Genomic DNA, 23837 nt, shown 5'->3' with positions numbered 1-23837 from the left:
CATACAAACCAAGAAGAACGCCTTGCGGCGTCCTTGGTGTACAATTTACGTTTGTGCGTTTGGAGGGATGAATGTAGTATTCCGGGCTTAGCCGTTGAATCTTTTTCTAAACTCATTTAGTGCCTCACCTTGAGTCGGGTTCACACCTCGGATCAGGGCGGCATAAAGAGCAGCATGATCGATGAGATATACCAAGGAGCACATTCGAGCCAGTCTGCTGCTCCCAACGGAAGAAATTTCACGCACAGCTCCGGCTCTTGTCTCAAGTACATCACGTGTTGCCGACAGTCTTCTTGTCATCGGCTCAGCATCCTCAAGATCCTTAATCAAAGTAAAATGAAATTGTCTCAGCATAGCGCTATCTGCATCCCAGCCGTTCGCCTCATCATGGTGAAGTCCAGACATCGCATTGCTAAAAGCCATAACTTTACTGTTCTCTGCCAACTGGTTCTTAAATCGTACAGCAATGGAATCGGTAAACGGCAGTGTTCCGTAAATAACGGGAATCAGACCGTCCATTTCCACCGCGATTTGCTTGGCCTCGTTCCTGCTTATCGGCTCAGCAGGTGCGTATTGTCCAGACAATTGCTCAAGCAGCTCCACCGTTTCCATAATGGCTGGCTCCTGGTCGGCAATGAGTCCCATACGATGGAGAATGACGAGCATAGGGATCAGAACATGGCTCGTAGAGATGATGCGCGGGACCCTTCCCGCTGGAAGCTGGAACAGTAAATGCCCATGCTGCTCGGCAAGCTCCTTGGCCTTTCCGCCGACGGTCAGAACAACAATCGTTGCGCCTGTGTCGATAGCATGACGGTACGCGCTTACTACCTCCTCGGAGCCTCCCGAATAATTAACGATAAAAATAAGCGAATCCGCATCCACATAAGCAGGCATTGTATAAGCTTGAGAGAGTATGATCGGAGCCTTGATCTCGTCGGACAGCATCGATTTCAATTGGAGCAGGCTGGCTACTGGACCGCCTCCAACACTGCATATAACAATTTCATCCACTTTTCTATCCAGTGGCATAACTTCGAACGCTTTCGCCTGTTCATACCCCTCCAAGATCCACTTAGGATAATTCGTGGTTGCCTCAAGCAGCTGGGACTTGTCTATTTGCAGCAATGTGTCTATTCCGTCTAAATTGATTTTCATCGCTTCATACCCTCCATTTCCAGATCTATACCTGTATAACGATAGCCGCAAAATCCTTCAGCTCACGGCATCGCAGGGTCACATCGCTGCCAACCATCGAATATGCTGCCGCAGTCGGTTCTACCAAGCTGTTCACCTGTCTACATTCCCCGATACCATGAAGGGTAACTTCCAAATCATACACCGGTATCGGCTCAAAATAAGTGACTCCGTTAAATCCCGACAGGTTCAGCAGGTGCAGAATATACGTTTGCTCATCCAGCTTGTTGAAGAACACCTCCACATTTTGCGGAGCGTTCGTCGTCAGCTTATACTTTCCGTCTACGGCGTAGTCCAGCAAATCCAGCGCGATATGCTTATGGTCGGCATAGCCGTACCGATAATACAACTCACCTGGCTGCCATGGTACATAGATGGCTCGGCAGGAGCCATCCTCGCGGATCGACGCGCCGAAGCAGTCCTCAGAAATACGGTGCCCGGAGGCGCGTTCCGGCGGACCAAACGTTGACGGCGCGACAAACGGCAGCTGCTTCTGAGCCTGCGGGCCGAATTCCAGCTCGCGGAAGGGGCCCTTCAGAAACATCCAGTCCCGCTCCGGGAAGCTCTTGAACAGCGCTTTATCCGCTGTCTGCAAATATGCCGCTTCCCGCTCGTACACCTGCAGGCTGACCGGCCGCACATCGAATATGCGCTGTAGGAATGCTTCATTTGCTGCGCCTGTGGTGAAGGAGCGGCCCGTGCCGATCAGCTGTACGCCTTCGCGGTACAGCTCCTCCAGCACTTCCAGCTCGCTTGCTCCCAGCTCGGGAATGTCCGGAATGAGCACCGCCTGATACCGGCTCAAGTCCTGCTTCTTGTTCAGCAGATTGTTCTCGTGAATAACATCGAACAAGATATGCCGTTCCTTGAGCATCTTGAACAAGCCCTGGTACTCCTTCATATTCGCCGGAGCCGGTCCCCCAGGCTTGATCAATGCCACATCAGCTGCACTCTGGAAGCTTCCATAGTATGCCTCATGCTCCTTGTGATACTTGAATATATCCGCTACCGTCGGCAAATTCTCACGGTCCGGGTAATCCTCGAACACGCCGATAATGCAGAAGTCCAATCCTGAGCCGCTCGCCAGGCTTTCCTTCAGGCGGATATTCATCTCATGCTTGGACACGGCGGTAAACCGGTGAATCAAGTCAATCGCATTGATGCAGCAGTTGCTGATCAGCTTATCGTCCCATGAATCTTCCAGCGATTTCACATTTTCGGAGGCTGAATACAGCCACACCGGATGCGGACGAACCGGGTCCGTGTTCGATTCTTTACGGACAATATCCACCTTGTGCTCGTTGTACGTGGAGATCGCAATATCCGTAGACCTGCTCTTCACGAAGTCATGGATTCGATCCAGCATCTCCTTCGTCGTCGCATCCTGGAACGCCTTATATTGGCGATACACCGGATCGTTTAAGCTCTCGCTTTGCGGCAGCTCCAAGCCTCCCGACCATTCCCGGAACCGGTCCTTGCAGCTGTCACAAAAGCAAATACCGTAATGATGACCGCTGTAATCGCGGGTCTGGTAGCCGAACATATTAAAGAAGATGCCGTCCACCGCATAATTGGAGATGACCTCGTCGATCAGCTGCAGCGAGTACTCACGCTGGTAGTAGCCATTGATGCACGTATGGACAATGCCGTGATAATTAACCTCCTTGCCCTCCTTCGTGCGGTAAAACCACTCGGGCCGCTTGGCAAAAATACTCTCATGAGCTTTGCTGAAGTCAAATCGGGCAATGAACCTCATTCCGGCCGCATGCGCCTTCTCGATGGCTTCCTTCAACATGTCTTTCTGCTGGCCCGCCGCACGGTAATGATATTCAAGCTTGGTCGGGTAGAAGGCAACAATTCCTCCGGCATTCATCATCAGTACGTTGGCGGAGAGCTCCTGGAGCTCTCCGATCAGTCTATCCACATCAAGATTCGAGTCTGTTTCGCGAAGGTTATTTTGGATCAAGCGCAGATTGTTTCTGCTCCACCATGCCATGGGAAACGCCTCCTCAATACCCTTTGCCGAATTGTCGTACGTTAATCATTTCATCGGCTTTACCTTGTAAGAATAAATCCAGGTTATGCATGAAGCCTGCTGAGAACCGTTGATGGAACTGATCTCCGCCTCCTGCGCAATGAGGAGTAATGAGGACATTGTCCAGCTCCCAGAACGGGCTTTCGGCAGGCAGCTTACCGAGCTTAAATTCCTCCACAAATACGTCCAAGCCGGCTCCGGCAATTTTCTTGTTTTGCAAATAATCCAGCAAAATTTCTTCATTAATTAAAGCTCCACGGGAAATATTGATAATAAAAGCGGTCGGCTTCATCAGCTTGAACTGCTCTTCGCCGAGCAAATTGACCGATTGATCGGTTAGCGGAAGCGTCAAAATAATATAATCGCTCTGGGCTATGACCTCATTTAGCTGCTCAGGCTTATACATAGCATCAAATTCGGGCAGCTCATTTCCGGTTGTATTGATGCCGATAACTTTCATACCGAATGCTCTGGCACGAATCGCCGTCTCTGTGCCTACATCCCCCGCACCTATAATACCTGCCGTTTTACCATATAGATTAATAAAACCCCCACCGGTATTTCCCCATATATGATCGAATTGATTTTTTACGACCCTGACGCTTTTACGTGAAAGCATGAGCATTTTGCATAATATATCTTCCGCAATCGGCAGTCCCAGAGAACCGCGCGCATTAATCACCGTTACTCCTCTTTCCTTCAAATAATCCATAGGCAGCCGCTCGATTCCGATATGAGCCACCTGAACCCACTTAACTTTCTCGCATTTTTCCAGAAAATCTTGCTGCAGCGTGCGGTGATTGGCGATAATGATATCGGCATCTGTATATTCATCAGACTGTATGAGATCCTGCTCTCCTTTAAAAAGCTTCACGGTAATTCCTTTGCTGTCCATTTCGGCAAGCTGTTTTTGGTCAAACGGATAAGTGGATACTAATTTCATACGGGTGTCCTCCTCCAATTTTCAAACGAAATCGTTTACATATATTCAGTTTAAAAGGAATCCAAGCGGATAAATATACAAATGTTTTAAGGTCATACCACTTTGCTTGGTCTCTTAAAGTTTCATTCCCTTACTGCTTCAGCTTAAATTCCTGGGGTGTCATCCCATAATATTTCTTGAACACCTTAATAAAATAATGGGGAGTTTGATACCCCAATTGGCTTGCAATATTGTAAACCTTCTCATTCTTGTTTCTTAACAGCTCAACCGCCTTATCCATCTTGATCTTCATCACATAATCACTGATGCAGCAGCCGGTTTCAACCTTGTACACTTTGGATATATAGGCTGGATGGAGACCGACATGGTCAGCTATGGCCTGCAATGAGGCATCCCCGTCCATGTGCTGCCCAATATAAGCTTGAATACGTTCGACCACAGTCATCTTGGATTCAAGCGATTCCTTCTGATGCTCGCCCTTGAGCAGCTCAAACACATGAACTACCCAATCGCGAAGCTGGTTAAGCGAGGAGAACGGACGATTCTGCTGCAATTTCATTCCGTAGTCACCAATTAGATTCTGCAGCGGCCTGCCGTTTTTATGAGAGATGCGCATAAAGGCTCCAGCGATGAAGAAAAAGGCTTCGCTTAAATACTCCGGTGATTCCCTCCATTTAACAGCCAGCTCCGCGAAAATCAGCTCCAGCCGGTCACTCGCCAGCTCCCAGCGTCCTGTTTCCAGCAAATGCAGCAGCAGCGGCGGCTCATACAAGGTTTGAAGAGCACCTACTTGTACTATCTCCATGTCACCAGACACAACGGCCACAAATTGCTTGTCGCCGCCCAGATGCTTGCGTACTCCAGCAGCAGCAGCTTGATACATAGAAGCAATCGGTCCTGACAAACGCATCCATTGGTTCATGAGGAGCACGGACACTTTACGCTTCAAATAAACCCTGGTTTTCTTTTGCAATTCCTCTGCATACAATTCCATTTGTTTGAGATAAGCTTCCCTCGTAGGCTCCTGGTGCGGCTGCTGCTCCCACGGTTTATTGGCTCTTACCAGAAACACCAACTGACCATCAGCATCTTTGCAATGCCACAGAGTGAAAGCCTCCCCGAATACCTCCTCCGCCATATTCGTCACCGCATATTCCAGCAGCGAGACATTCTCTTCATCGTTAGCGGCAGAATCCCCATCCAACCGGATTACCATCATGCACACCTCATCCTCTGCTGCAAATGAAAGATTCAGCGCTTTCATCTTTTTGCCTAAGGCGGAATGCGAGAGTTGTCTTCCTTGCAATAAATCCATTAATAACTGAGCACGCAGAAAAGGAATGTTTTCACGCAAGGTGTACAGTGCATTCTGAACCACCTCATTAACATTCCACTCGTTTTGAAACTCCACATGAATTTGTTCGATAAGCGTCGTTAATTCTTGGGTATCAACAGGCTTCATTAAATAACCTGCGGTTTTATATTGAATCGCCTGCTTCGCATATTCAAAGTCACTGAAGCCGGACATAAGCACGCATTTTATTTTCTCGGAAATAGCACGAACAGATCGGATCAGCTCCAATCCATTCATCTCAGGCATCCGGATATCGGTAATCATAATATCGATTGCACGGGATTTGATGTAATCGAGCGCTTCATGCGCGGAATAAGCCTTGTAGACCGCTTCAATACCGTAATTACACCAAGGAATCGTTTGAGCCATACTTTCAACCTGATCCGGATGATCATCTACTATCAGCAACTGCAGCATGCACAGCCCCTCCTCTGAGAACTATGTAAAGAAGATGTTAAGCAGAGACGCTAACTTTTTCCATGGTCAGAGTAACCTTCCAGCCTCCCAGCACGGACTCGGAAACCAGTACACCCGATCGGCCGCCAAACTGATGCCGCAGCCGTTGATGAACATTCCACATCCCGTGCCCAATCTCCTCGCCCCTATCTATGCTGAACTTCTCGTTAAACTTCGCTATCTCATCCAGACTCGTCCCTATTCCGCTGTCTTCTATGGTCAGAGTGCTGATGGATTCCGTCTCACAGCCTGTAATCATGATCGTCCCTATACCGGCTTTGCACTCAATACCGTGTATGATAGCATTTTCCACTATAGGTTGGACAAGCAGTCTCGGGATCAGGCTTCCTTTCATCGTCTCAGGCACATCAATGCAGTATTCCAGCCTGCGGGTTTGCAGCTTTTGAATTTCCAAATAATTGGTTATTAACTCCAATTCACTTGCAAGCGAAATCTCCTGATGCTCTATCCGGGTCGTATACCGGTAATATTTGCTTAGGTGTCGGGTCATAGCAATAATAGCCTGCTTGTTTTCGAGCTGTGCCATACTTTGAATAAAGGCCAGACAGTTGTATAAAAAGTGGGGATTGATTTGGGATTGCAGCTGCTTTAAATTAGCGTCTCTTACCCTTATCTTTTCACGCAGCACCTTTTCTACCAAATCCTGAATCTGCTCAGCCATATTATTAAAATGATTGAACAAAATGGTGAACTCTCTGTTTGCTTGATACGTCAATCTCGTGGAGAAATTGCCCCGTTTCAAATGGTTTACACTTGCAATTAACCGGGTGATCGGAACCTGTACATTTTTGAACAAAAGATAAGAACTTAAGATACTGGTCAGCAGCAGCATGGAGATTGTTGTATAAAATAGATTCCGGCTGGTCGTGATGGGCGCCAGTACATTCTGAAGCGGAACCACATCTACTAAATACCAGTCCAGCGAATTCGATTTGGCATAGTTAAGCATATATTTAATTCCTTTGACTTCGATGACCTGACTGCCCGAAGGAAGCAGCTTTTCGTGTTTAAGCAAGCCTACGAGCTCCTGAATAATTTCCTGATTGGCCGTAGCGTTCATAATGGGGTCGTAGTTGTCATTATAAAAAAATGGGTCTCCAATACTCCCCTCTTTAAACTGATCGAGCATCCGTTCGATATTATGTGCTGCAAAAGCTACCTCGATAATCAAATTAACATTACTCAGGTCGCTGAATAAGAGCGAAGGCTCAGTAGAATACCGGTAAAAGTAGTTTTGCTTGCCATTGTCCCGCATGATCGGTCGGTAGGTCCAATCCGAGGACATATGGCTCTTGAAATAGTCCAGATCATAGTTCTCGGATGGATTTGTAGAAACCAGTTGCTTTAAGTTCGGTGAATACATTGATAATTTATTCGTCCAGCTGTAGGATGCGCTTTGCAAATTGATTTTTTCCATTAAGGTTTGCCTGATTTGGATGGTATCGAACAGGTCATACGACATATGAATCGACTGAAATTTGATAGCCTCCGGCTCTCTTCCCAGTGTAAAAGCAACTTTGGAGAGCTGTTCAGCATTCGTATCCATTTGATTCAGAAAAAAAGAAAGACGGTTCACGTTAGACTTCTCAATCTCAGACTTGACCACATTCATGCTCACTTGGTTGGAATAAGCGAACATCAGCAGCAGTGGAATTAGCATTAATCCTATAATGATCATAATTTTGCTGAAAATACTGATGTTTTTTAGCATGATCCTAGGCATCCCGTCACCTGTTCCCTGTAAAATACTCTTTACTGTTATTGTACATAGGCACCTTGGGAACACAACCATTTCTGGGATAAATAAATGACTTACCCCTGCTTTGAGTAAAATCTATTCCTTAACGGAGCCGACAATAACGCCCTTCACAAAGTATCTTTGCAAAAAGGGATATACAAGCAGGATCGGCAATGCACCAATAAACACCTGAGATGCCTTGACCGTACGCGGCGAAATATTTTTGATCTCATCTTCAGTAAGACCTAACACTGAGAAATTTTCCGATACAATGATTGATCTCAAAAAGGTCGATATCGGATAGTCCTTCGCGTTGGATAGGTAAATCATTCCGTCAAACCAGGCGTTCCAATGGGTCACCATAGCAAATAAGGATAGTGTCGCCACGGAAGGCATAGATATAGGCAAATAAATCGTGAACAAAATTCGGAGGTGGCTGGCTCCATCCATTAGAGCAGCTTCTTCCAGCTCCTTCGGAATCGTGCGAAAGAAGTTGAGCATCAGAATCAGGTTCCACACGCTTACCGCCCCAGGCAGAACGAGCGCCCAGATCGTGTTCATCAGCCCCGTTCCTTTTACAACCAGATAGGTGGGAATAAGTCCTGCATGAAACAGCATCGTAAACACGAACAGCCAAGCGTAGACAGTGCGCCCCTGAAATTTCGTCTCCTCCTTGGAGAGCGGATAAGCCGCCAAAACAACAAGCAGCATGGAGATGAAGGTGCCTAATACAACACGTTTAATCCCGATATACAATGAATGCAGGAAGTTGCTGTTGCCCAATGTCTCCGCATAGGCCTCAAACGTAAATTGCACTGGCCAAAAGGTGACGATATTTCCAGTCGCTGCGGCACTCGAGCTTAAAGAAATGGCAAATACATGAATCAGGGGTAAAATGCACAAGATCGCCAATACAGTCAATAAAGCATGGTTACAGTATGAAAATATTTTATAAGGTAATGACTTATACATGGCTGCTCACCCGCTTTTAGAATATTCGATAATTCGCAAATTTATAGGCTAGTCTGTACGAAACAACAACAAGTATAAATCCGATCAATGATTTGAATAAGCCGACAGCTGAAGCAAAGCTGAACTGCCCCCCGACAAGACCAACCCTGTAAACGAATGTATCGATAATGTCACCCTTGTTGTAAACCAGCGGGTTATACAGGTTAAAAATTTGGTCAAAGCCTCCATCCAATATTTTCCCAAGTGCAAGCGTCGTCACTACAGCAACAATAGGCAGGACGGAGGGTATCGTAATATACATCGTTTGCTCCCAGCGGTTGGCCCCATCGACTTCCGCAGCCTCATAAAGGGCAGGATTAATACCGGCTAAGGCTGCAAGATACACAATGGCTGAGAACCCGAAATCTTTCCACACATCACTGACAATAACCGTAACCCTGAACCAATCGCCATCCCCCAGAAAGAACACCGGCGGAAACCCGAGCAGTTCGATAAAGCGATTAATTATGCCTGTTTTTACCGACAACAAATCAATTAAGATGCCTCCGAGAATAACCCATGATAAGAAATGAGGCAAGTACACCAGTGTTTGAATGCAGCGTTTTATATAAGTTTTTCGCACCTCGTTAAGCAGCAGGGCAAAAATGAATGGAATTACAATATTCGTACTGATTTTTAAGGAAGAAATAATAATTGTATTGATGATGACCTGAACACTGTCAGGGTACGTAAACAAATATTTGAAATGGTCCAGCCCGACCCACTCCGAGTTCATGATGCCAAGCCAAGGTTTGTATTCTTTAAAAGCTATAACAATGCCTAGCATCGGGACGTATTGGTATATAATGACGATGATCAGGGCAGGCAGCAGAAGCAAATGAAAGCTCCAGGTTTGCCTCATGTATGACATAAATTTGGATCGTTTCTTAGCCGCAGCGGCAGACTCGGAACCGGTGATTGGTCGGATCAGTTCACTCATGATTTTCAGCACCTTTCCTTAAGCAAAAGAGGCGAGCCTGCTGCGGCCGAAATAGTTTGCAGGCTCACCTACTTATGCTTGCTATTAGATTCATCTTATTTCTTTAACGATTTATACCATTCATTGACTTCCTTCGTTATCTCATCTCCGCCGCTAGCCTTCCAGTCGGCAACATATTTGTCGAAGGCATCGACCGGGAGCTTTCCATAAATAATTTGGTTGAAGGTTTCCTTCTCCATTTTCTCAAGTAGCTCCAGCTTCGTCCTCATCGTCTTAGTTGGCGAGCCTTTGAACTCATTGGGCAAATCATATTTATTCTGTTCAATTCGGATCTTGCCGGCCAACTGGTGAACAGGCACTCTATCCTTAATGCTGTCCTCGATTGGATTAGCAGGCACCGCTTTAGGGTCATTGGCAAATTTTAAAATTCCTTCATCGTAGGAGTACGGTCTGTTCAAATTCGTTCCACCAATGAGGGAAGCATAGGCCTTGGCTTCAATCGGCGTCTTCCCATCAGGCAGCGGCCACTGCTCTTTGGGAATTCCGGCTTGCTCGAACTGCTGGTAAACCGGCTTGCCGTCCTTCATTACATAGTCATACCCCTCGTGGTTGCCTAAATAAAACTCGGAATCCTTAACGAAGAACTGGTATTCGAATAGTTTCTTGTAATAGGCGAACCAGGCATCTACATGCTGAAAATCTTTGCTGAAGAGAATGCCTCTCTTAACCATCGGCGTCTCAACTCTACCAATATTTCCGGTTGGTCCAGCCGGAAGGTAGAGCGGTTTAAATTCCGCCTTTGCGTTGTTTTTAACGGTGTCCAGCAACGGTACCGGATACATATGATATTCACCGGCTACCAAGCCTGCAGAACCGTTAACAAAGCTTTCCGTTGCTTTGTTCTTATCCTTAATACCTGCCTCGGGATCAATATAACCTTTGGACATCCAATCACGAAGTTTTGAAAGCGCTTCCTTAATTGACGGCTGAATAGACCCGTACACTAGATTCCCATCCTTATCCTTACTCCATTGAAACGGCATGTAATTGCCGTAAGCCCCAAACACCCAATCCGCTGTCGCCCTTGTTCCATTAACCCGGTCCAGCATCGATAGAGCCAATCCGAATGTATCCTTCTTATTGTTACCATCCGGATCCTGGTTAGTGAAGGCTTCGAGCACTTTATCCATATCATCGATTGTTTTGGGATCAGGGAGATTCAGTTTCTTCAACCAATCCTGCCGGACCCATAGAATGGTTCCTCCCGTCAAGCTTTCATACATCGGTATGCCGTAGGTTTTACCGTTGTTTATAAACATATTGAAACCGTCTGGATATTTCTGATATAAGTCCTTAATGTTCTGTGGGGCAAACTTGGCAATCGCGTCATCCAGAGCCATTACCTTACCCGACTGAATTAACTCGCTGATTAGAGTAGGGTCCGATACTTGAAATACATCCGGCAGTGGTTCGCTGCCGGCAAGCAGCAGGCGGAGCTTTGTATTAAAATCCTTTTCGTTGTTCACGACAAACGTGTGCTTCATATTAATTCCCATTTTGTCGGACATCCATCGGCTATGTACATTGTCCTCAATCGTTTCGCCAGGCTTAAATTTTACATTCGGGTCAAGCACACGCGCTGTCGTAATGGTAATTGGCGGATCATATTTACCGTTGGTTGCTTTAGATGTGGTTAAGGCATTCCCCTCTTTACCACCATTTGTTCCTGAACAGCCTGCGACCGCGACACTCAGAATAACAGCCGTCATGGCAGCCAAATAGCTTTTGTTTAAAATGATCATCCTGCTCCTCCCCCTATATACAAATGATTTTACTTGTTTTTATTGTAGTGCAGGGAATTAGGCAATTATATACAAACATTTTAAGATGATACCACAATGGCTTTAAACGCAAACAAGGGTAAACATAAATGTCTCCCTTATTAAGAGAAGACATTTATGTTTACCCTGCCGGCTTATACGACTTATACGGTTTATACGTAATGCTTAATATTGATTACTTAAGTCCACCCGATTCAACTGAGGCTCTTTGCCTTCAACATAGTCGCGTAAATTTTGCAAAAAGATGTCCATAGCTCTCTCATTATAGTAAACAGTCGAGCCGGAGTTATGAGGAGTCAGGATGACGTTGCTCATTTCCCACAGAGGACTGTATTCCGGAAGCGGCTCCACTTCGAACACATCCAAGCCTGCACCGGCAATTTCACCATTGCGAAGGGCTTCGACCAATGCTTGCTCATCCGTCGTACCTCCTCTGCCAATATTGATGTAGAAGGCGGTCTGCTTCATCAGCTCGAACTGGCTGCTGCCAATGGCATGCCGGGTATCTTTGGTGAGCGGAAGTGTCACCACCACGTAGTCGCTCTCGCGCAGCACTTCATCGAGCCTGTCCATCGTAACCATCCGATCCACATATTCAGATTCGGACAACGACCTTTTTACCCCCAGCACCTTCATGCCAAATGCTTTGCAAAGCTTGGCAACCTCTGTACCGATAGCTCCCACACCGATAATGCCGACTGTTTTTCCATGCATTTCTCCAAGCTCACCTAGCGAAGTCCATTTTTTCTGAAGCTGATTGCCAATAGCCAGGTGAATGTTTCGCGTTAAAGCAAGCATCATGCCCAATACCGTCTCAGATATAGGATTCGGGTGAACTCCACTGGCATTAGTCAGCATTACACCGAATTCGGCCAATGAATCAAGCGGTATTCTATCGACGCCCGCACCCCAATTCTGTGCCCAGCGAAGTCGAGTTCCCGGCTGCAAGCAATGCTGGACAACAGCGCTGCTCCAACCGATCAATACTTCAGCATCTGCCAAATGGGCTAACCATTGCTCGCTTTCTTTTCCATTAATAAACTCCCATTCCGGTGCAATACTACGGATTTGTTCTTCATGAGCCGCGCTGAATGTTTGTACGGACACTATTTTTCTAGCCATTTTATTACCTCCCGAGAGTTTCACTTGCTTACTTTATAAGCTCTTCTATCTGATCGGACTCATAAATCCAGGTTCCTTTGTTACTTTTTTTCGATGATTGCAGCATTGCTTTGGCTACGATCTGGGCCTGAATCGGTCTATATTTGCGTAAAGCGCCAATCATTATAGGAGTAACTACCCTTGAAACAGCAGTTCCAAACCGCTCCCCCAAACGAACTTCTTGCCTGTCTCCCAGCAGCAGCGAAGGACGAAAAATTTGCAGCGATGGCAATTGCAATTTGCTCAAGCCCTCTTCAACCTCGCCTTTTACCTGATTGTAAAAAAAAGCGGATCCCGCATTAGCCCCCATTGACGTAACGATGAGATACTCGGCAGCTCCATATCGAAGCGCCAGCCTTCCCAGCAGCATCGGATATTCATAATCAACCTTACGAAACTGCTCCTTGGAGCCAGCCTTTTTAATCGTTGTACCCAAGCAGCAAAACACATAAGCGTCAGACAAATACTGCTCAACGGCGTCTTCGAGTGCTTCATAGTCTGTGACAACTTGAATCAATTTCTCATGAGCCAAGCCTGTCTCTTTTCTAACCAGAGCAATGACTTGATCAAAGAAGGGATCTTCCAGAAGGCCGCGGACTAATTCTCCGCCTATCAGCCCCGTCGCGCCGGCAATTACTGCCGTATGCCCCATAATAACTGTCCCCCCATATCTATCGAATATAGACAAGAGTACATATAGCTGTTTTGAAAAAAAGAATCCCCTTTCTCCACTAGTTATACTGTGGTTCTGGAGATTCTCTGTTACTTGAATCATTTTCAATTATTGGCCCGCTGGTTGGAAAAACTCTAAACGTTCACCGTCCGGTCCGAAAAAGAACGCGATCTGATCCCCGTCCAGGATAGTACGAGGCGTTTCGTCCATAAGCTCTACGCCAAAGCCCTTCAAACGATCTATCTCAGCTTGGATATCCGTTACTGTGAATGCAATATGATGCACGATAGAATCGTTAGGCAACCCGTCATGACCACGGCCAATCAGCTCAATCTCAATGTTGTCGGAATCTGGAAAAGACAGGAAGCCCAGCTCGACGCCATCCTGCAGCTTTGCGCGTTTTCTCAGCTTCATACCCAGAACCTCCGTATAGAAACGAACGGAAGCATCCATATCCTTAACCTTTACTCCAATATGCTCCAGCTTGCGAATCATAGTACACACACCTCTCCCAGCATAAATGTAATCCTTTCCATTCTATCACTTCTCTTGAAAGGATGGAATGCATAATGAACAATAGTCAGCAGATCGCTTTACTATTCAACTCTATGACTCTTGTAATTCGGCAGCATCAACCGTCCCTGTCACCTAGGAGTCTGTCCGACGAAAACAAATCCGTGAATATTTATTCACTATTGTGGTTATTGCGGAAAAGGGATGGTACTCCACCGCTCTTGAAATTTAAGTTGTCTTTAATTTACCTTGCGGTAACAACTTCATTTCAAAGGCGGCCGTAAACTTTCCGTACCATTCCCTTATCCCTCCATAACCAAATGAACATATATTCACGAAGATCAAAACGTCGGATAGACTCCTAGAAAAAGTATTGTAGAAATGTTGCTCATTCTATATACTAAATTTGATTCTTACCGACCCTCTTTATAACAGCCAAAAGGAGAAACATCATGGAACTGCCTTCAATGGATATGCTTTTATTTTTACTCGCAGCCGGATTTATAGCCGCTTTTATTGATTCTGTCGTCGGTGGAGGAGGCTTAATTTCCGTCCCCGCCCTTATGATGACGGGAATGCCTCCCGCCTTGGTTCTCGGAACCAACAAATTAGGCAGCACCTTTTCAACGATAACAAGCAGCTTGTCCTTCTTCACATCAGGCAAGATGAATGGAAAGCTGGTGCTCGCATTATTTCCGCTATCCTTCATAGGCGCTGTTCTCGGAGCCTACACGGTGCATTTGCTGCCTTCGGACTTTTTGAAGCCTTTGGTCGTCATTATGCTTGTGTTAATGCTGGTTTATACATTAATAAAAAAGAACTGGGGAAAAGACGCCGCTCCTCGTACTATGACCATTAATCTCAAGGTGGCTGTAGCAGCCTTAGCCTTTATTATTGGATTTTATGACGGCTTTTTTGGCCCGGGAACAGGCTCGTTTCTACTGTTTATGTTCCTGCTGCTCGGCTTCGACTTTGTCGGTGCTTCCGCCAATGCCAAGGTGCTTAATTTAGCCAGCAACCTGGCCAGCTTATGCTCGTTTTTACTGCTCAAATCGGTCCATATCGGCTATGGACTGCCTATGGGGATCGCTATGATCGCTGGCGCATTTGTCGGCTCCAAATTCGCTATCCGGCACGGATCGCGTTACATTAAGCCTTTATTTGTGACCGTGACCACAATCCTGATCGGTAAACAGCTGTGGGATCTGCTGCAATAAGGCTTATGAGCCTTTACGATTTGCCCGTTACGTACATAAACGCGTGGAACTCTTTTGCCTATCGAACAAACAACCTCATAGTTGATCGTATTCATACAATCCGCAATTTCATCTACCGGAAGCAAGCTCTCTTCAGACCAGCCGAATAATGTAACTTCATCGCCAACCAGGACATGAGAAACCGAAGTCACGTCGATCATCGTTTGATCCATGCATATTCTACCGATGATCGGCACCCTCTGCCCGTGCACAAGAACATAACCCTTGTTGGAAAGTAGTCGTGAGAGCCCGTCCGCATAACCAACAGGAATGGTGGCAATCCTGCTGTCCTTATTCGCCTTAAATGTACAGCCGTAGCTGACAGGACGATTGGCGGGTACTGTTTTTAACGCTGATATTTTAGTTTTAAAGCCCATAGCTTGAAGGATTGGATATCTGTCGCTCCGTAGCTGCTCGGAGGGCAGCAAGCCATACAAGCTAATTCCGATTCGCACCATATTCAGGTGCATCTCTGGCGTCTTCATAGCGGCTGCACTATTACAGCAGTGTTTAATCGGAATGTAAATATGCCTTTTCTCTAATTCATCGATAAAATAGTTAAACAGCTGGAACTGCTGCCGCGTATAAGTTTGGTCTTCATTATCGGCATCGGCGAAATGAGTAAACATCCCCTCCAAGCTGACAAAACGCGAGGAAACTATCTTAGAAGCTAGCATAAATGCTTCTTCTATCGTAGATACGCCCACACGAGACATGCCTGTATCAATCTTCAAATGAATGCGGGCGTAGTGCTGGAGCCGTTCGCTGCATACTATGACTTCCTCTAATACATCAGCGGAAAAGACGGTCATTGTAATGTCGTGCTTGATTGCAGTCTCCACGGAATGCGGAGGGGTATAACCGAGAATGAGGATGGGTTCGTCGATTCCCGCATTTCGCAGCTGCAGCGCCTCGTCCAAAAAAGCGACTCCCAAATAATCAGCTCCGGCACTGATCGCTGCAATTGCCACTTCAACAGCACCGTGTCCGTAGCCGTCCGCTTTGACGACGGCCATGAAGCGGCATTTTTCGTGGAGGCTCGATTTGAAAGTTTTCGCATTATGTATAATGGCGTCCAAAGAAATTTCCACCCACGTATCTCGATAGCTTATTGTTTGCATTTGGATTAAGACCTCGAAAATTCTTTCTCCCATGCAAGTTCAACTGGAACATGAGCATAGCCAAGATCTCTTGCCACGGCTTCGTAAGTAATAGAACCGCCAGCAACATTAACCCCGAGATATAGCGATTTATTGTCCGTAACCGCTTGCTTTACGCCTTTATTGGCGATTTGCAAAGCATAAGGAACGGTAGCATTCGTTAAGGCGAAGGTTGACGTTCTTGGAACCGCTCCAGGCATATTCGCAACAGCATAATGAACAACGCCGTATTTTTCGTATGTAGGGCTGTCATGGGTCGTAATACGATCCACCGTTTCGATAATGCCACCTTGATCAATAGCGACATCAACTACAACAGCACCTGGCTGCATCGCTTTTATCATCTCCTTGGTCACCAGCTTTGGAGCTTTGGCACCTGGAATTAGTACGGCTCCGATCACCAGGTCAGCTTCAGCGACCGCTTCGGCAATATTAAATGAATTAGATACTAGCGTATTGATTTGCGCATTGAACATATCATCCAATAAACGAAGACGCTCCGCACTCAAGTCAATTACAGTAACCTCGGCACCAAGCCCCAAAGCAATCTTAGCTGCATTCGTTCCAACAACTCCTCCACCTACAATCGTTACTTTACCGCGCTTCACTCCCGGCACTCCTCCCAGCAGGATTCCTCTGCCTCCGTGGGATTTCTCCAGAAATTGAGCACCGATTTGTGCAGACATACGTCCGGCGACCTCGCTCATTGGTGTCAACAGCGGCAAGGTACGGTTAACTTCTACCGTTTCGTAGGCTATCGCTGTTACGCAGTTTTCCATTAGTGCCTTAGCCAATTCCGGTTCTGCCGCCAAATGCAAATAAGTAAACAAGATTAGACCCTGCCGGAAAAAAGCATATTCGGAGGCTAAAGGCTCCTTTACTTTCATCACCATCTCCGCGGCGGACCAAACCTCAGCTGCTTGCTCCAGGATAACGGCTCCTGCTGCCATGTAATCCGCATTCGTAAAACCGCTGCCCATTCCGGCATTGCTTTCGATGAAGACATTATGACCTGCTTTTACAAAGGCAGCAACAGCTGCAGGGGTTATGGCAACACGGTTTTCATTGTTTTTTATTTCTTTTGGCACTCCGATTATCATGGGCAATCGCTCCTTGTCGTTGGGACTCTACGCCAAGTATAAGGGCGAATAGATATTTATTCTTTGTCTGGATACAAGAAAAAAAATCCAGTTGTTTGTGTAATTTCACAAAACCGCTACATGCTCCTAAGCTTCTCGGTTTTTAAATCCAAATAGACGGTCACCTTCTGATCCATACTATTTAAATCGATGCCGCCAATTTCGGAAATTCGTTTTAAGCGGTAGCTTAATGTATTAGCATGGATATGAAGAATCTCCGATACAGCCTTCATATTGCTGTCATGGGACAAATAAACCTCCAAAGTATGCAGCAGCTCGCTGTTATGTTCGCTGTCATATTGCTTCAGTTTTTTGAGACATTGATTCTCAATAGGATTGATGCGAGCCTCGTCCAAAATCTTCTGTAAAAAACGATAGTAGCCCATGTCAGGATAATAATGGATATTACGGGTTTCTTCCGGAAAGCACCGTTTGATTTGGAGTACCGCTAGCGCTTCCTGATAGCTTCTTTCTACCATAGCGTAATTCTCATATAAAGATCCGATACCTCCATAAACTGGAGAAAAACCGAAGCGTTGTCTCATTTGCTCAATGATATGCTGTAAAGCGACGGAATAATCTTCATTCTTTAACCGCTTCACGGGCGTTGTGGAAAGCAGGATTAACTGATTATGATCAATCGTATGACATACAATCCGCAATCGCTGCGTTGTTGTTAGGATGTATTCGATCTGCTGCTGCATGCTCTCAGTGATTTCAGGTTCGAATTGCAAGACGATGATATGAAAGGATGAAGGAAGATTCATACCTAGCTTGTCCGCCTTTTCCTTGATCACTATGTCTGAATGCAAATGTCCGGTTAAGAGCTGCCAGAAAAAGTCCTGGTAACCCATCTCTTCTTTTCGTTTTTTCAATTGAAGCTGCAGCAGCTTCGTTTTTGCGGCGAGGGCGGCTTTTTTCACCTGTTGTATGGCATTGTCGTCAAGCTGTTTTTGTTCTTCCAATAGCCATATGTACCCGAGAATATCGTTATTTTTCCGAATCGCTACAGCAAGACGATGTCCAAGTCCAATATCATTTATAGGGGAAACACGAACCGGCTCGTCACTCTCCATTATTTTTTGAATAACGCCATCTCTCCATAAAGTGCTAATCACTTTCTCGGGAACACGACGTCCTATAATCGTTGCAACTCGCACCTGATCGGTATGTGGGTCATGGGAGCTATAGGCGATTAGACGGTGATTGGAATCTTCGATGGTTATAGGGCATTGCAGCACATCACTAATGGTATCAGCCAGCGCCTCCAAACTGTCAAAGCTTCTATCGAAGGGATCTTTTTCATCAGGCATGTTTAAATGACTCCTCAAAAAATAATATAAAGGAACAAAGTTAATAACTTACATGTAATTATACACGGTTCCCATCGAAGAAAAAGACTATCAATATAGTGGTTGGTAAAGTAACCGAGGGGCGAGCTCCAATGCTGGGCGATAACACGCCCCATTCTGACAGCTTAACAATCGAAAAATGAGGAAAATGATAGAGGAAGGATTGTGATTATGAGGAAATAACGACGACGGTTCAATACATTATTATCATAGGTATCGATCTGTTCTTGGACGCACACCAGCTCAAAAGGATCGCCTAAAAGAGCCGGCGTTGGTTTGGCACGCACCGGCCCGATTGCCCATCATGAGTCGATTCCTTTAACCCAAGCTTGCCGCGGATAACGTGATTAAAAAATCTGACGTAATGTAGCGTTTTTGATTTTTATTAAACTCGTGGATGGGATCATATACAACATGAGGCTGGTTCACATTCCGCAAATCCTCCCATACACAGGCCACTCCCTGTCCGCCCGCTATCATGCCGCCGAACATTTTACAGCCTCGGCAAAATTGCTCCTCCTGTTGTTTATTAAGCTCTACGACTTTATTGCGGAGACAGCAATATATGTGTCCATCCTGATTCTTATAATTGTTGTGAGTAACTAGGTTCATCGTTCCACCCCTTCAGTCTGATATAAAGAATGTAATATTCATTATATAAACCAATTGTTAAATGTATGAACCCGTTTTGTTAAAATCCTGTATATTTGGGCAGCCGCCTCGGATAATGATAGCTTTCTTGCAAAAGTGGCCTATTAAAAATCCAATATTTAAATTAAAGAGCCCGTTTTCCTAGTTAGATAGGATCACCGGCTCTTAATTTGCTATATTTTGATTGTCAGCGAGCTGGAGCAGGCTCCATTTTGATTTTTTTCACAATCGGCTCGCTCATTTTACCCTGCTTGTTGCCGGCTTTGATTTCTATCAAGTTTTCCCCCGGCGTAAGGCTGACTGCTTTACTCGCACTGCTTTGTCCGACAGCTTGTCCGTTAATATATAAAGTCGGGCTAGGATCGTTTCTGTCGAGAGCTGTTATCTTAACCGTAATGCTATTGTTTCGTGTAGTCTCAGGCAAGGCCTCCACAGTTACAATCGGAGTCGGTGAGCTGAAGGAAACCTTTTTCTTCACAACCTCAGATGCTTTGCCGCCGCGGTTCACCGCCTTGAATTCGAACGTATTGTCCCCGTCAAGCAGGTCCAAGGTTTTGGTAACTTTTCCGTTCCCTGCTAACTGCCCATTTACATATAATGACACAGTGGGATCTTCACCCTTTGCACTCACCGTTACCGTAATTACAGCTTCTTTGGAAATCGCAGGAATCTCATCGATTAGGATAGCTGGTGCCGGACCTATTGCGGCCAGCCCTATTCCTATTGGATTGCGGAAAATAATGATAAGTATAATGAGCGGCAAAATAATTAACCCAAGCCGAGTCAGCCTTCGTCTATTTTTAACAACAAAACGAATCAGCTTACCGGCCTGCCGAAGCTTGATAGCTTTATATAAAGCAACAAATGACTCGTTGGAGGTTGCAAGCAGCTTCAATCGAATCTCCTTATCACGGAAAGCTCTGGGAGCATTCATATCGAAGAATTTACTTACTGCCGCCTTGTAATTAGCATCGATCTCCTGCTTCATGTTTAGAAACCGCTGATCATTGGCAGACCACACGAGAAAATCATAGATCGTTTCCGTGCCCCTGGTTGCCTCTGCGATATATTGGAGCAAACCGTAATAATCGAACTCCGCCACATAACCGGAGCCGTTACCTGAACCAGGCTGGTAAAATGCATAAACAATTTTACTGAAATGCTCGGATGCAATGCGCATGCCTAACAGCTTTTTCAGTGATTGCTGCACTCTTTCCAAGTCCAGAGGCCCAAAAAAGTCGAATGCCTTCCTGAGCTCGGAATCTTCCTTTTCATTCACCTTCAGAACCCTATAGATGGTAGCAAGCAGCTGCAGGTTCAGCTTTTGGCTTTTGTCCAAATGGCTGTTCAGCTCCTGATCGACTAACTCCAGCATGAAGCTGAGCTGCATCATATCTTCATACTCCAGATCGGTTATCTTCAGTCCATCAAGCAACAGCAGCTTGATTTCCAGCTTCAGCTGGCCGCAGAAATCTTCGTATTGACGCTTCTCTTGCCGCTCAGGCAGCTCCTCGAAATAGCGGTACAAGCTGCTCGCAGCTTCAATCCGCTTGCGCAGGCTGTCGGTTTGCAGCAGACGCTTCACCTTTTTCAGCACTTCATTGGCAAAAAAACGCTGCTGAACCATACTCTCGCTCTGCTGTATCCAGAACCGGATTTCCTCCAGCAGCGCTTTGACTGTGCCCGCCTTGCCCATTCGGTATGCGATGTAGCTTTCAGCCGTCCCCGACTGCTGATTATACAGCTCCTTCATGACCAAATCGAACATGGACGACTTTCCTAGCAGCTGGTCGAAAATCGGGGCTGCGTTCTCGATGCCGTCCTCCGTCTTTTTAGCTACCCGGCTGATGAAGATAACGAAGCAGCGTGCCAGCAGAGTCTTGACTCCCTCATCGGCAAACCCGTAATAGTGCAGCAAATATTTGATATAATCAGCCGTCGGCAGACTGTCGCTATCCCTTGCTTCCTTTCCTAACAGGCGGATAAACAGCTCGTTCAATCGGCGCTTTTGCCGGACCGTATCTGCGTTCACGTAAGTTACAATGCTCTGCATTATTTCCGCTCGGTTGGCCTCATAGAGCACCTCATTGCCCTGCTCGACTTCGTATAAGGCTTGAAGCTGAACATAGGTCTGCACATTAAGAGCAGCAGCTTTATCCAGCCCCTGCAGCGATTCCTCGCAAAATCCAAACAGCTGCTCCAACTGTTCCGAATCATTCCGCTTGTTCCAAATAAAAGAAAGGTACGAGTGCTCTTGTCCCGGAAGGTCCGTATTTACAAAACGTTTGCTTGGAAAATCAAATATGTATTCCTTCTCCATGTTACGGTCGGGCAGTCTAATGCTTCCTTTTTCCACAAAAATCACATGAAGATGCTGCTTCCCTTCCGGCTCGCTGTTGAAGGTCATGAAGCCGAGCTGGCTCCGGATGGCGTACGGAAGGCAGCGGTAGACAATTTCCAACAGCTTTTTGGCTGATTCCGCCGTCTCTGTAATATCCTCATCAAGTGCGATATACACCTTCTTCTTGCTTGTAACTGATGACATTACGGCATAAATCAGCTGCTGAAATCTTGTTTGATCGATGCCCAGCTTCGTCAATAGCCGCTCTTGCTCCACTGCTTCCACGGGTGCGGTCCCGTAGCTGATACCGTCCAGCTCCGGCAGTGACTTGCCATTACGGATATCATAGGAGCTTTCGAAGCTGCGAATCCGGAACAGACGCTGAGGATCACGAAGAAATTCGTCCTTGCGCTCATTAGGCACAATAAACTGATGCGTGAACGAGGCGCTGCGCTGCCCTGTGAAATCAGTGCCTATATAGACACTGCGGCCGATCACCATATCGCCGTTCTCAGCATGGAACACAACCATAGACTCAGGATAGAGGGAGCTATCTTCCTCCGCTCGTCCCAACAGCTCCTTGGGAGCCTTGTAAACGCAATAAGGATGCAGTGTGTTTTTTATAAAAGTATTGTCCAAGCCTTCCGATTTGGCAACGGTATCGAAACCTTCGCTAGTACGGAAAATACCCTCCCGGTCACGTGTGAAATATTGCTGCTGGATGGGTTTCCTTTGCTCTATCACGTCGCATCTCTCCTAGCAACATAATCAAGCTGGTACAGCAGCCAAATGAACGGCTCATCGACCCGAATCGGGTTAATAACACCCTCAATTTGCTTGTTGACCGGGTTCGCGCCCAGCGCAGAAACAGCGAAAAACGCCGTATTTTTGAAATAAACATCAATCGCGTCCTTGAACGGCCTGTCTACCTTCTCGATAAAACGACCTATTTCCCCATTGATGTTCTCGAATTCTGTATGATTCAAAAATCCCTTATGCACCACATTGCGGAACACATTACTGTTAGGACGTATATATTCGCTATCCTCTTCCATTAAATACTTCAGCATATCGCTTTTGGTCAGCACAATCGCGGTTGGAATGTCTGTTTTACTATTCTGCTGATGGGCAATGAAGTTTTCGAACAAACTGATTACAACCTCGCGAGGCTCGTCATAGCGATTAGCGAACTCTCCCTCTTCCTCCCCAATTTGAATGCGGGCCTTATCGCGGATACTGCGGATTTGAAGGGGATCGACCAGAAATAGAATGCCTGACGAATTTTTAATATGCGATGCATAAATGTCCAAATATTCCCGTTCTACCATACCTTCACCTGCAACATCGAAGAAAACCAGCGTCAAGGGAGCCTCCCGTTCATCCTTAAACACAAATTGAAAAATAAACGGCTCCTGCTGCTCATTCGGATTCGTTGACTGCAGCATACTGCCTCTCTCAAAAATCGGCTCGTGGTAATTTTGCCTGAACTTCCTGCTAATTTCAGCGCTAAGCGGCATGCAGGCTGCGTTGAAATTGGAAGCTGTCGTATTCTGCAGAGTATGGATAAGCGAAGTCATATAGACGGATTTACCCACCTGTGAGGCTCCGACAATAGAGATGATATTGCTGGGCACCTTGCCTGACGAAATCGGCAACTCGTTATGGCAGTTAGGGCAAAGCCTCCTATTCGTCGTTTCCCCATACAGGTCCGTGACGGCCACGAGCACATTTTGCATGTACTTCTTGTTCTCATCAGGTATGGTATGCGGATCGATGACCGCTTCCATATCCACTTGCGACAGGTTAAACTTTCGCCGCCAATCGCTTAGCTTACGGTCCTCCTGCAGCATGAAATCATCATCGTTATCCTTGACGTGACTAGCCCTGAATACCACATCATCCGGCTCGAATTTGCTGAAGCAGTATGGGCACACAATGCTGTAATAGGGAGGTCTTTCCTTTACAGGCGGCTTCTTATCAAACATCTTCTTGAGAAAATCCAACATGCTTATCCCTCCTTTTGCTCTGGCAACACTTACTTTGCTTCGCTCAATC

Annotated in this window: 18 protein-coding genes; 1 reads left to right on the top strand and 17 read right to left on the bottom strand. The window is 46.2% G+C overall.

Annotation, left to right across the window (positions count from 1 at the left end; genetic code table 11):
• Window positions 1-87: 87 nt before the first annotated feature.
• The 11 genes from NV381_RS29200 to NV381_RS29150 form a co-directional block, all read right to left on the bottom strand.
• Window positions 88-1158, bottom strand: coding sequence for a bifunctional phosphoglucose/phosphomannose isomerase (locus NV381_RS29200; RefSeq protein WP_258216831.1), 1071 nt, complete (start codon window positions 1156-1158; stop codon window positions 88-90).
• A 25-nt stretch (window positions 1159-1183) separates the two neighbouring features.
• The gene (locus tag NV381_RS29195) at window positions 1184-3193 is read right to left on the bottom strand and encodes an alpha-amylase family protein (RefSeq protein ID WP_258216830.1); all 2010 of its coding nucleotides are present in this window, start codon (window positions 3191-3193) and stop codon (window positions 1184-1186) included.
• A gap of 13 nt (window positions 3194-3206) precedes the next feature.
• Window positions 3207-4175, bottom strand: coding sequence for a D-2-hydroxyacid dehydrogenase (locus tag NV381_RS29190; protein ID WP_258216829.1), 969 nt, complete (start codon window positions 4173-4175; stop codon window positions 3207-3209).
• Window positions 4176-4305: 130 nt separating this feature from the next.
• Window positions 4306-5946 (bottom strand): response regulator transcription factor, encoded by a 1641-nt coding sequence (locus NV381_RS29185; RefSeq protein WP_258216828.1) that lies wholly within the window; start codon window positions 5944-5946, stop codon window positions 4306-4308.
• Window positions 5947-5983: 37 nt separating this feature from the next.
• Window positions 5984-7717, bottom strand: a complete 1734-nt coding sequence (locus NV381_RS29180; protein ID WP_258216827.1) for a sensor histidine kinase — start codon at window positions 7715-7717, stop codon at window positions 5984-5986.
• A gap of 123 nt (window positions 7718-7840) precedes the next feature.
• Complete coding sequence (locus NV381_RS29175) at window positions 7841-8716, bottom strand: carbohydrate ABC transporter permease (RefSeq protein ID WP_258216826.1); 876 nt, start codon at window positions 8714-8716, stop codon at window positions 7841-7843.
• 16 nt (window positions 8717-8732) lie between these two features.
• Entirely contained in the window at window positions 8733-9626 is an 894-nt protein-coding gene (locus NV381_RS29170) for an ABC transporter permease (RefSeq protein ID WP_258216877.1), read from the bottom strand.
• A gap of 164 nt (window positions 9627-9790) precedes the next feature.
• The gene (locus NV381_RS29165) at window positions 9791-11497 is read right to left on the bottom strand and encodes an extracellular solute-binding protein (protein WP_258216825.1); all 1707 of its coding nucleotides are present in this window, start codon (window positions 11495-11497) and stop codon (window positions 9791-9793) included.
• A gap of 204 nt (window positions 11498-11701) precedes the next feature.
• Window positions 11702-12658, bottom strand: coding sequence for a D-2-hydroxyacid dehydrogenase (locus tag NV381_RS29160; RefSeq protein ID WP_258216824.1), 957 nt, complete (start codon window positions 12656-12658; stop codon window positions 11702-11704).
• A 28-nt stretch (window positions 12659-12686) separates the two neighbouring features.
• Window positions 12687-13349: an oxidoreductase gene (locus NV381_RS29155; protein WP_258216823.1), complete on the bottom strand. Its 663-nt coding sequence runs from the start codon at window positions 13347-13349 to the stop codon at window positions 12687-12689.
• 129 nt (window positions 13350-13478) lie between these two features.
• A complete protein-coding gene (locus NV381_RS29150) occupies window positions 13479-13865 on the bottom strand; it encodes a VOC family protein (RefSeq protein ID WP_258216822.1) in 387 nt (128 codons plus the stop codon).
• A 470-nt stretch (window positions 13866-14335) separates the two neighbouring features.
• Here NV381_RS29150 and NV381_RS29145 point away from each other — a divergent pair, with 470 nt between their 5' ends.
• Window positions 14336-15100 carry a sulfite exporter TauE/SafE family protein gene (locus NV381_RS29145; protein ID WP_258216821.1) on the top strand — a complete coding sequence of 255 codons (765 nt, stop codon included), beginning with the start codon at window positions 14336-14338 and terminating at the stop codon, window positions 15098-15100.
• Here the strand turns inward: NV381_RS29145 and alr are convergent.
• The 6 genes from alr to NV381_RS29115 form a co-directional block, all read right to left on the bottom strand.
• Window positions 15028-16260 (bottom strand): alanine racemase, encoded by a 1233-nt coding sequence (gene alr / locus NV381_RS29140; RefSeq protein ID WP_258216820.1) that lies wholly within the window; start codon window positions 16258-16260, stop codon window positions 15028-15030. The two genes, NV381_RS29145 and alr, sit on opposite strands and share 73 nt — an antisense overlap.
• Before the next feature lie 5 nt (window positions 16261-16265).
• The gene (ald, locus tag NV381_RS29135) at window positions 16266-17399 is read right to left on the bottom strand and encodes an alanine dehydrogenase (RefSeq protein WP_258216819.1); all 1134 of its coding nucleotides are present in this window, start codon (window positions 17397-17399) and stop codon (window positions 16266-16268) included.
• A gap of 116 nt (window positions 17400-17515) precedes the next feature.
• The gene (locus tag NV381_RS29130) at window positions 17516-18751 is read right to left on the bottom strand and encodes a PucR family transcriptional regulator (RefSeq protein ID WP_258216818.1); all 1236 of its coding nucleotides are present in this window, start codon (window positions 18749-18751) and stop codon (window positions 17516-17518) included.
• 357 nt (window positions 18752-19108) lie between these two features.
• Window positions 19109-19402 (bottom strand): hypothetical protein, encoded by a 294-nt coding sequence (locus tag NV381_RS29125; protein ID WP_258216817.1) that lies wholly within the window; start codon window positions 19400-19402, stop codon window positions 19109-19111.
• 226 nt (window positions 19403-19628) lie between these two features.
• A complete protein-coding gene (locus tag NV381_RS29120) occupies window positions 19629-22526 on the bottom strand; it encodes a cadherin-like beta sandwich domain-containing protein (protein ID WP_258216816.1) in 2898 nt (965 codons plus the stop codon).
• Window positions 22523-23788, bottom strand: a complete 1266-nt coding sequence (locus tag NV381_RS29115) for a TRAFAC clade GTPase domain-containing protein (protein ID WP_258216815.1) — start codon at window positions 23786-23788, stop codon at window positions 22523-22525. The genes NV381_RS29120 and NV381_RS29115 overlap by 4 nt, the downstream gene beginning before the upstream one ends.
• Window positions 23789-23837: the final 49 nt, after the last annotated feature.

The organism is Paenibacillus radicis (ex Xue et al. 2023) (assembly GCF_024722015.1).
In the GTDB taxonomy this organism is placed as follows: domain Bacteria; phylum Bacillota; class Bacilli; order Paenibacillales; family NBRC-103111; genus Paenibacillus_S.
This window is presented reverse-complemented; position numbering and strand designations above follow the sequence as displayed.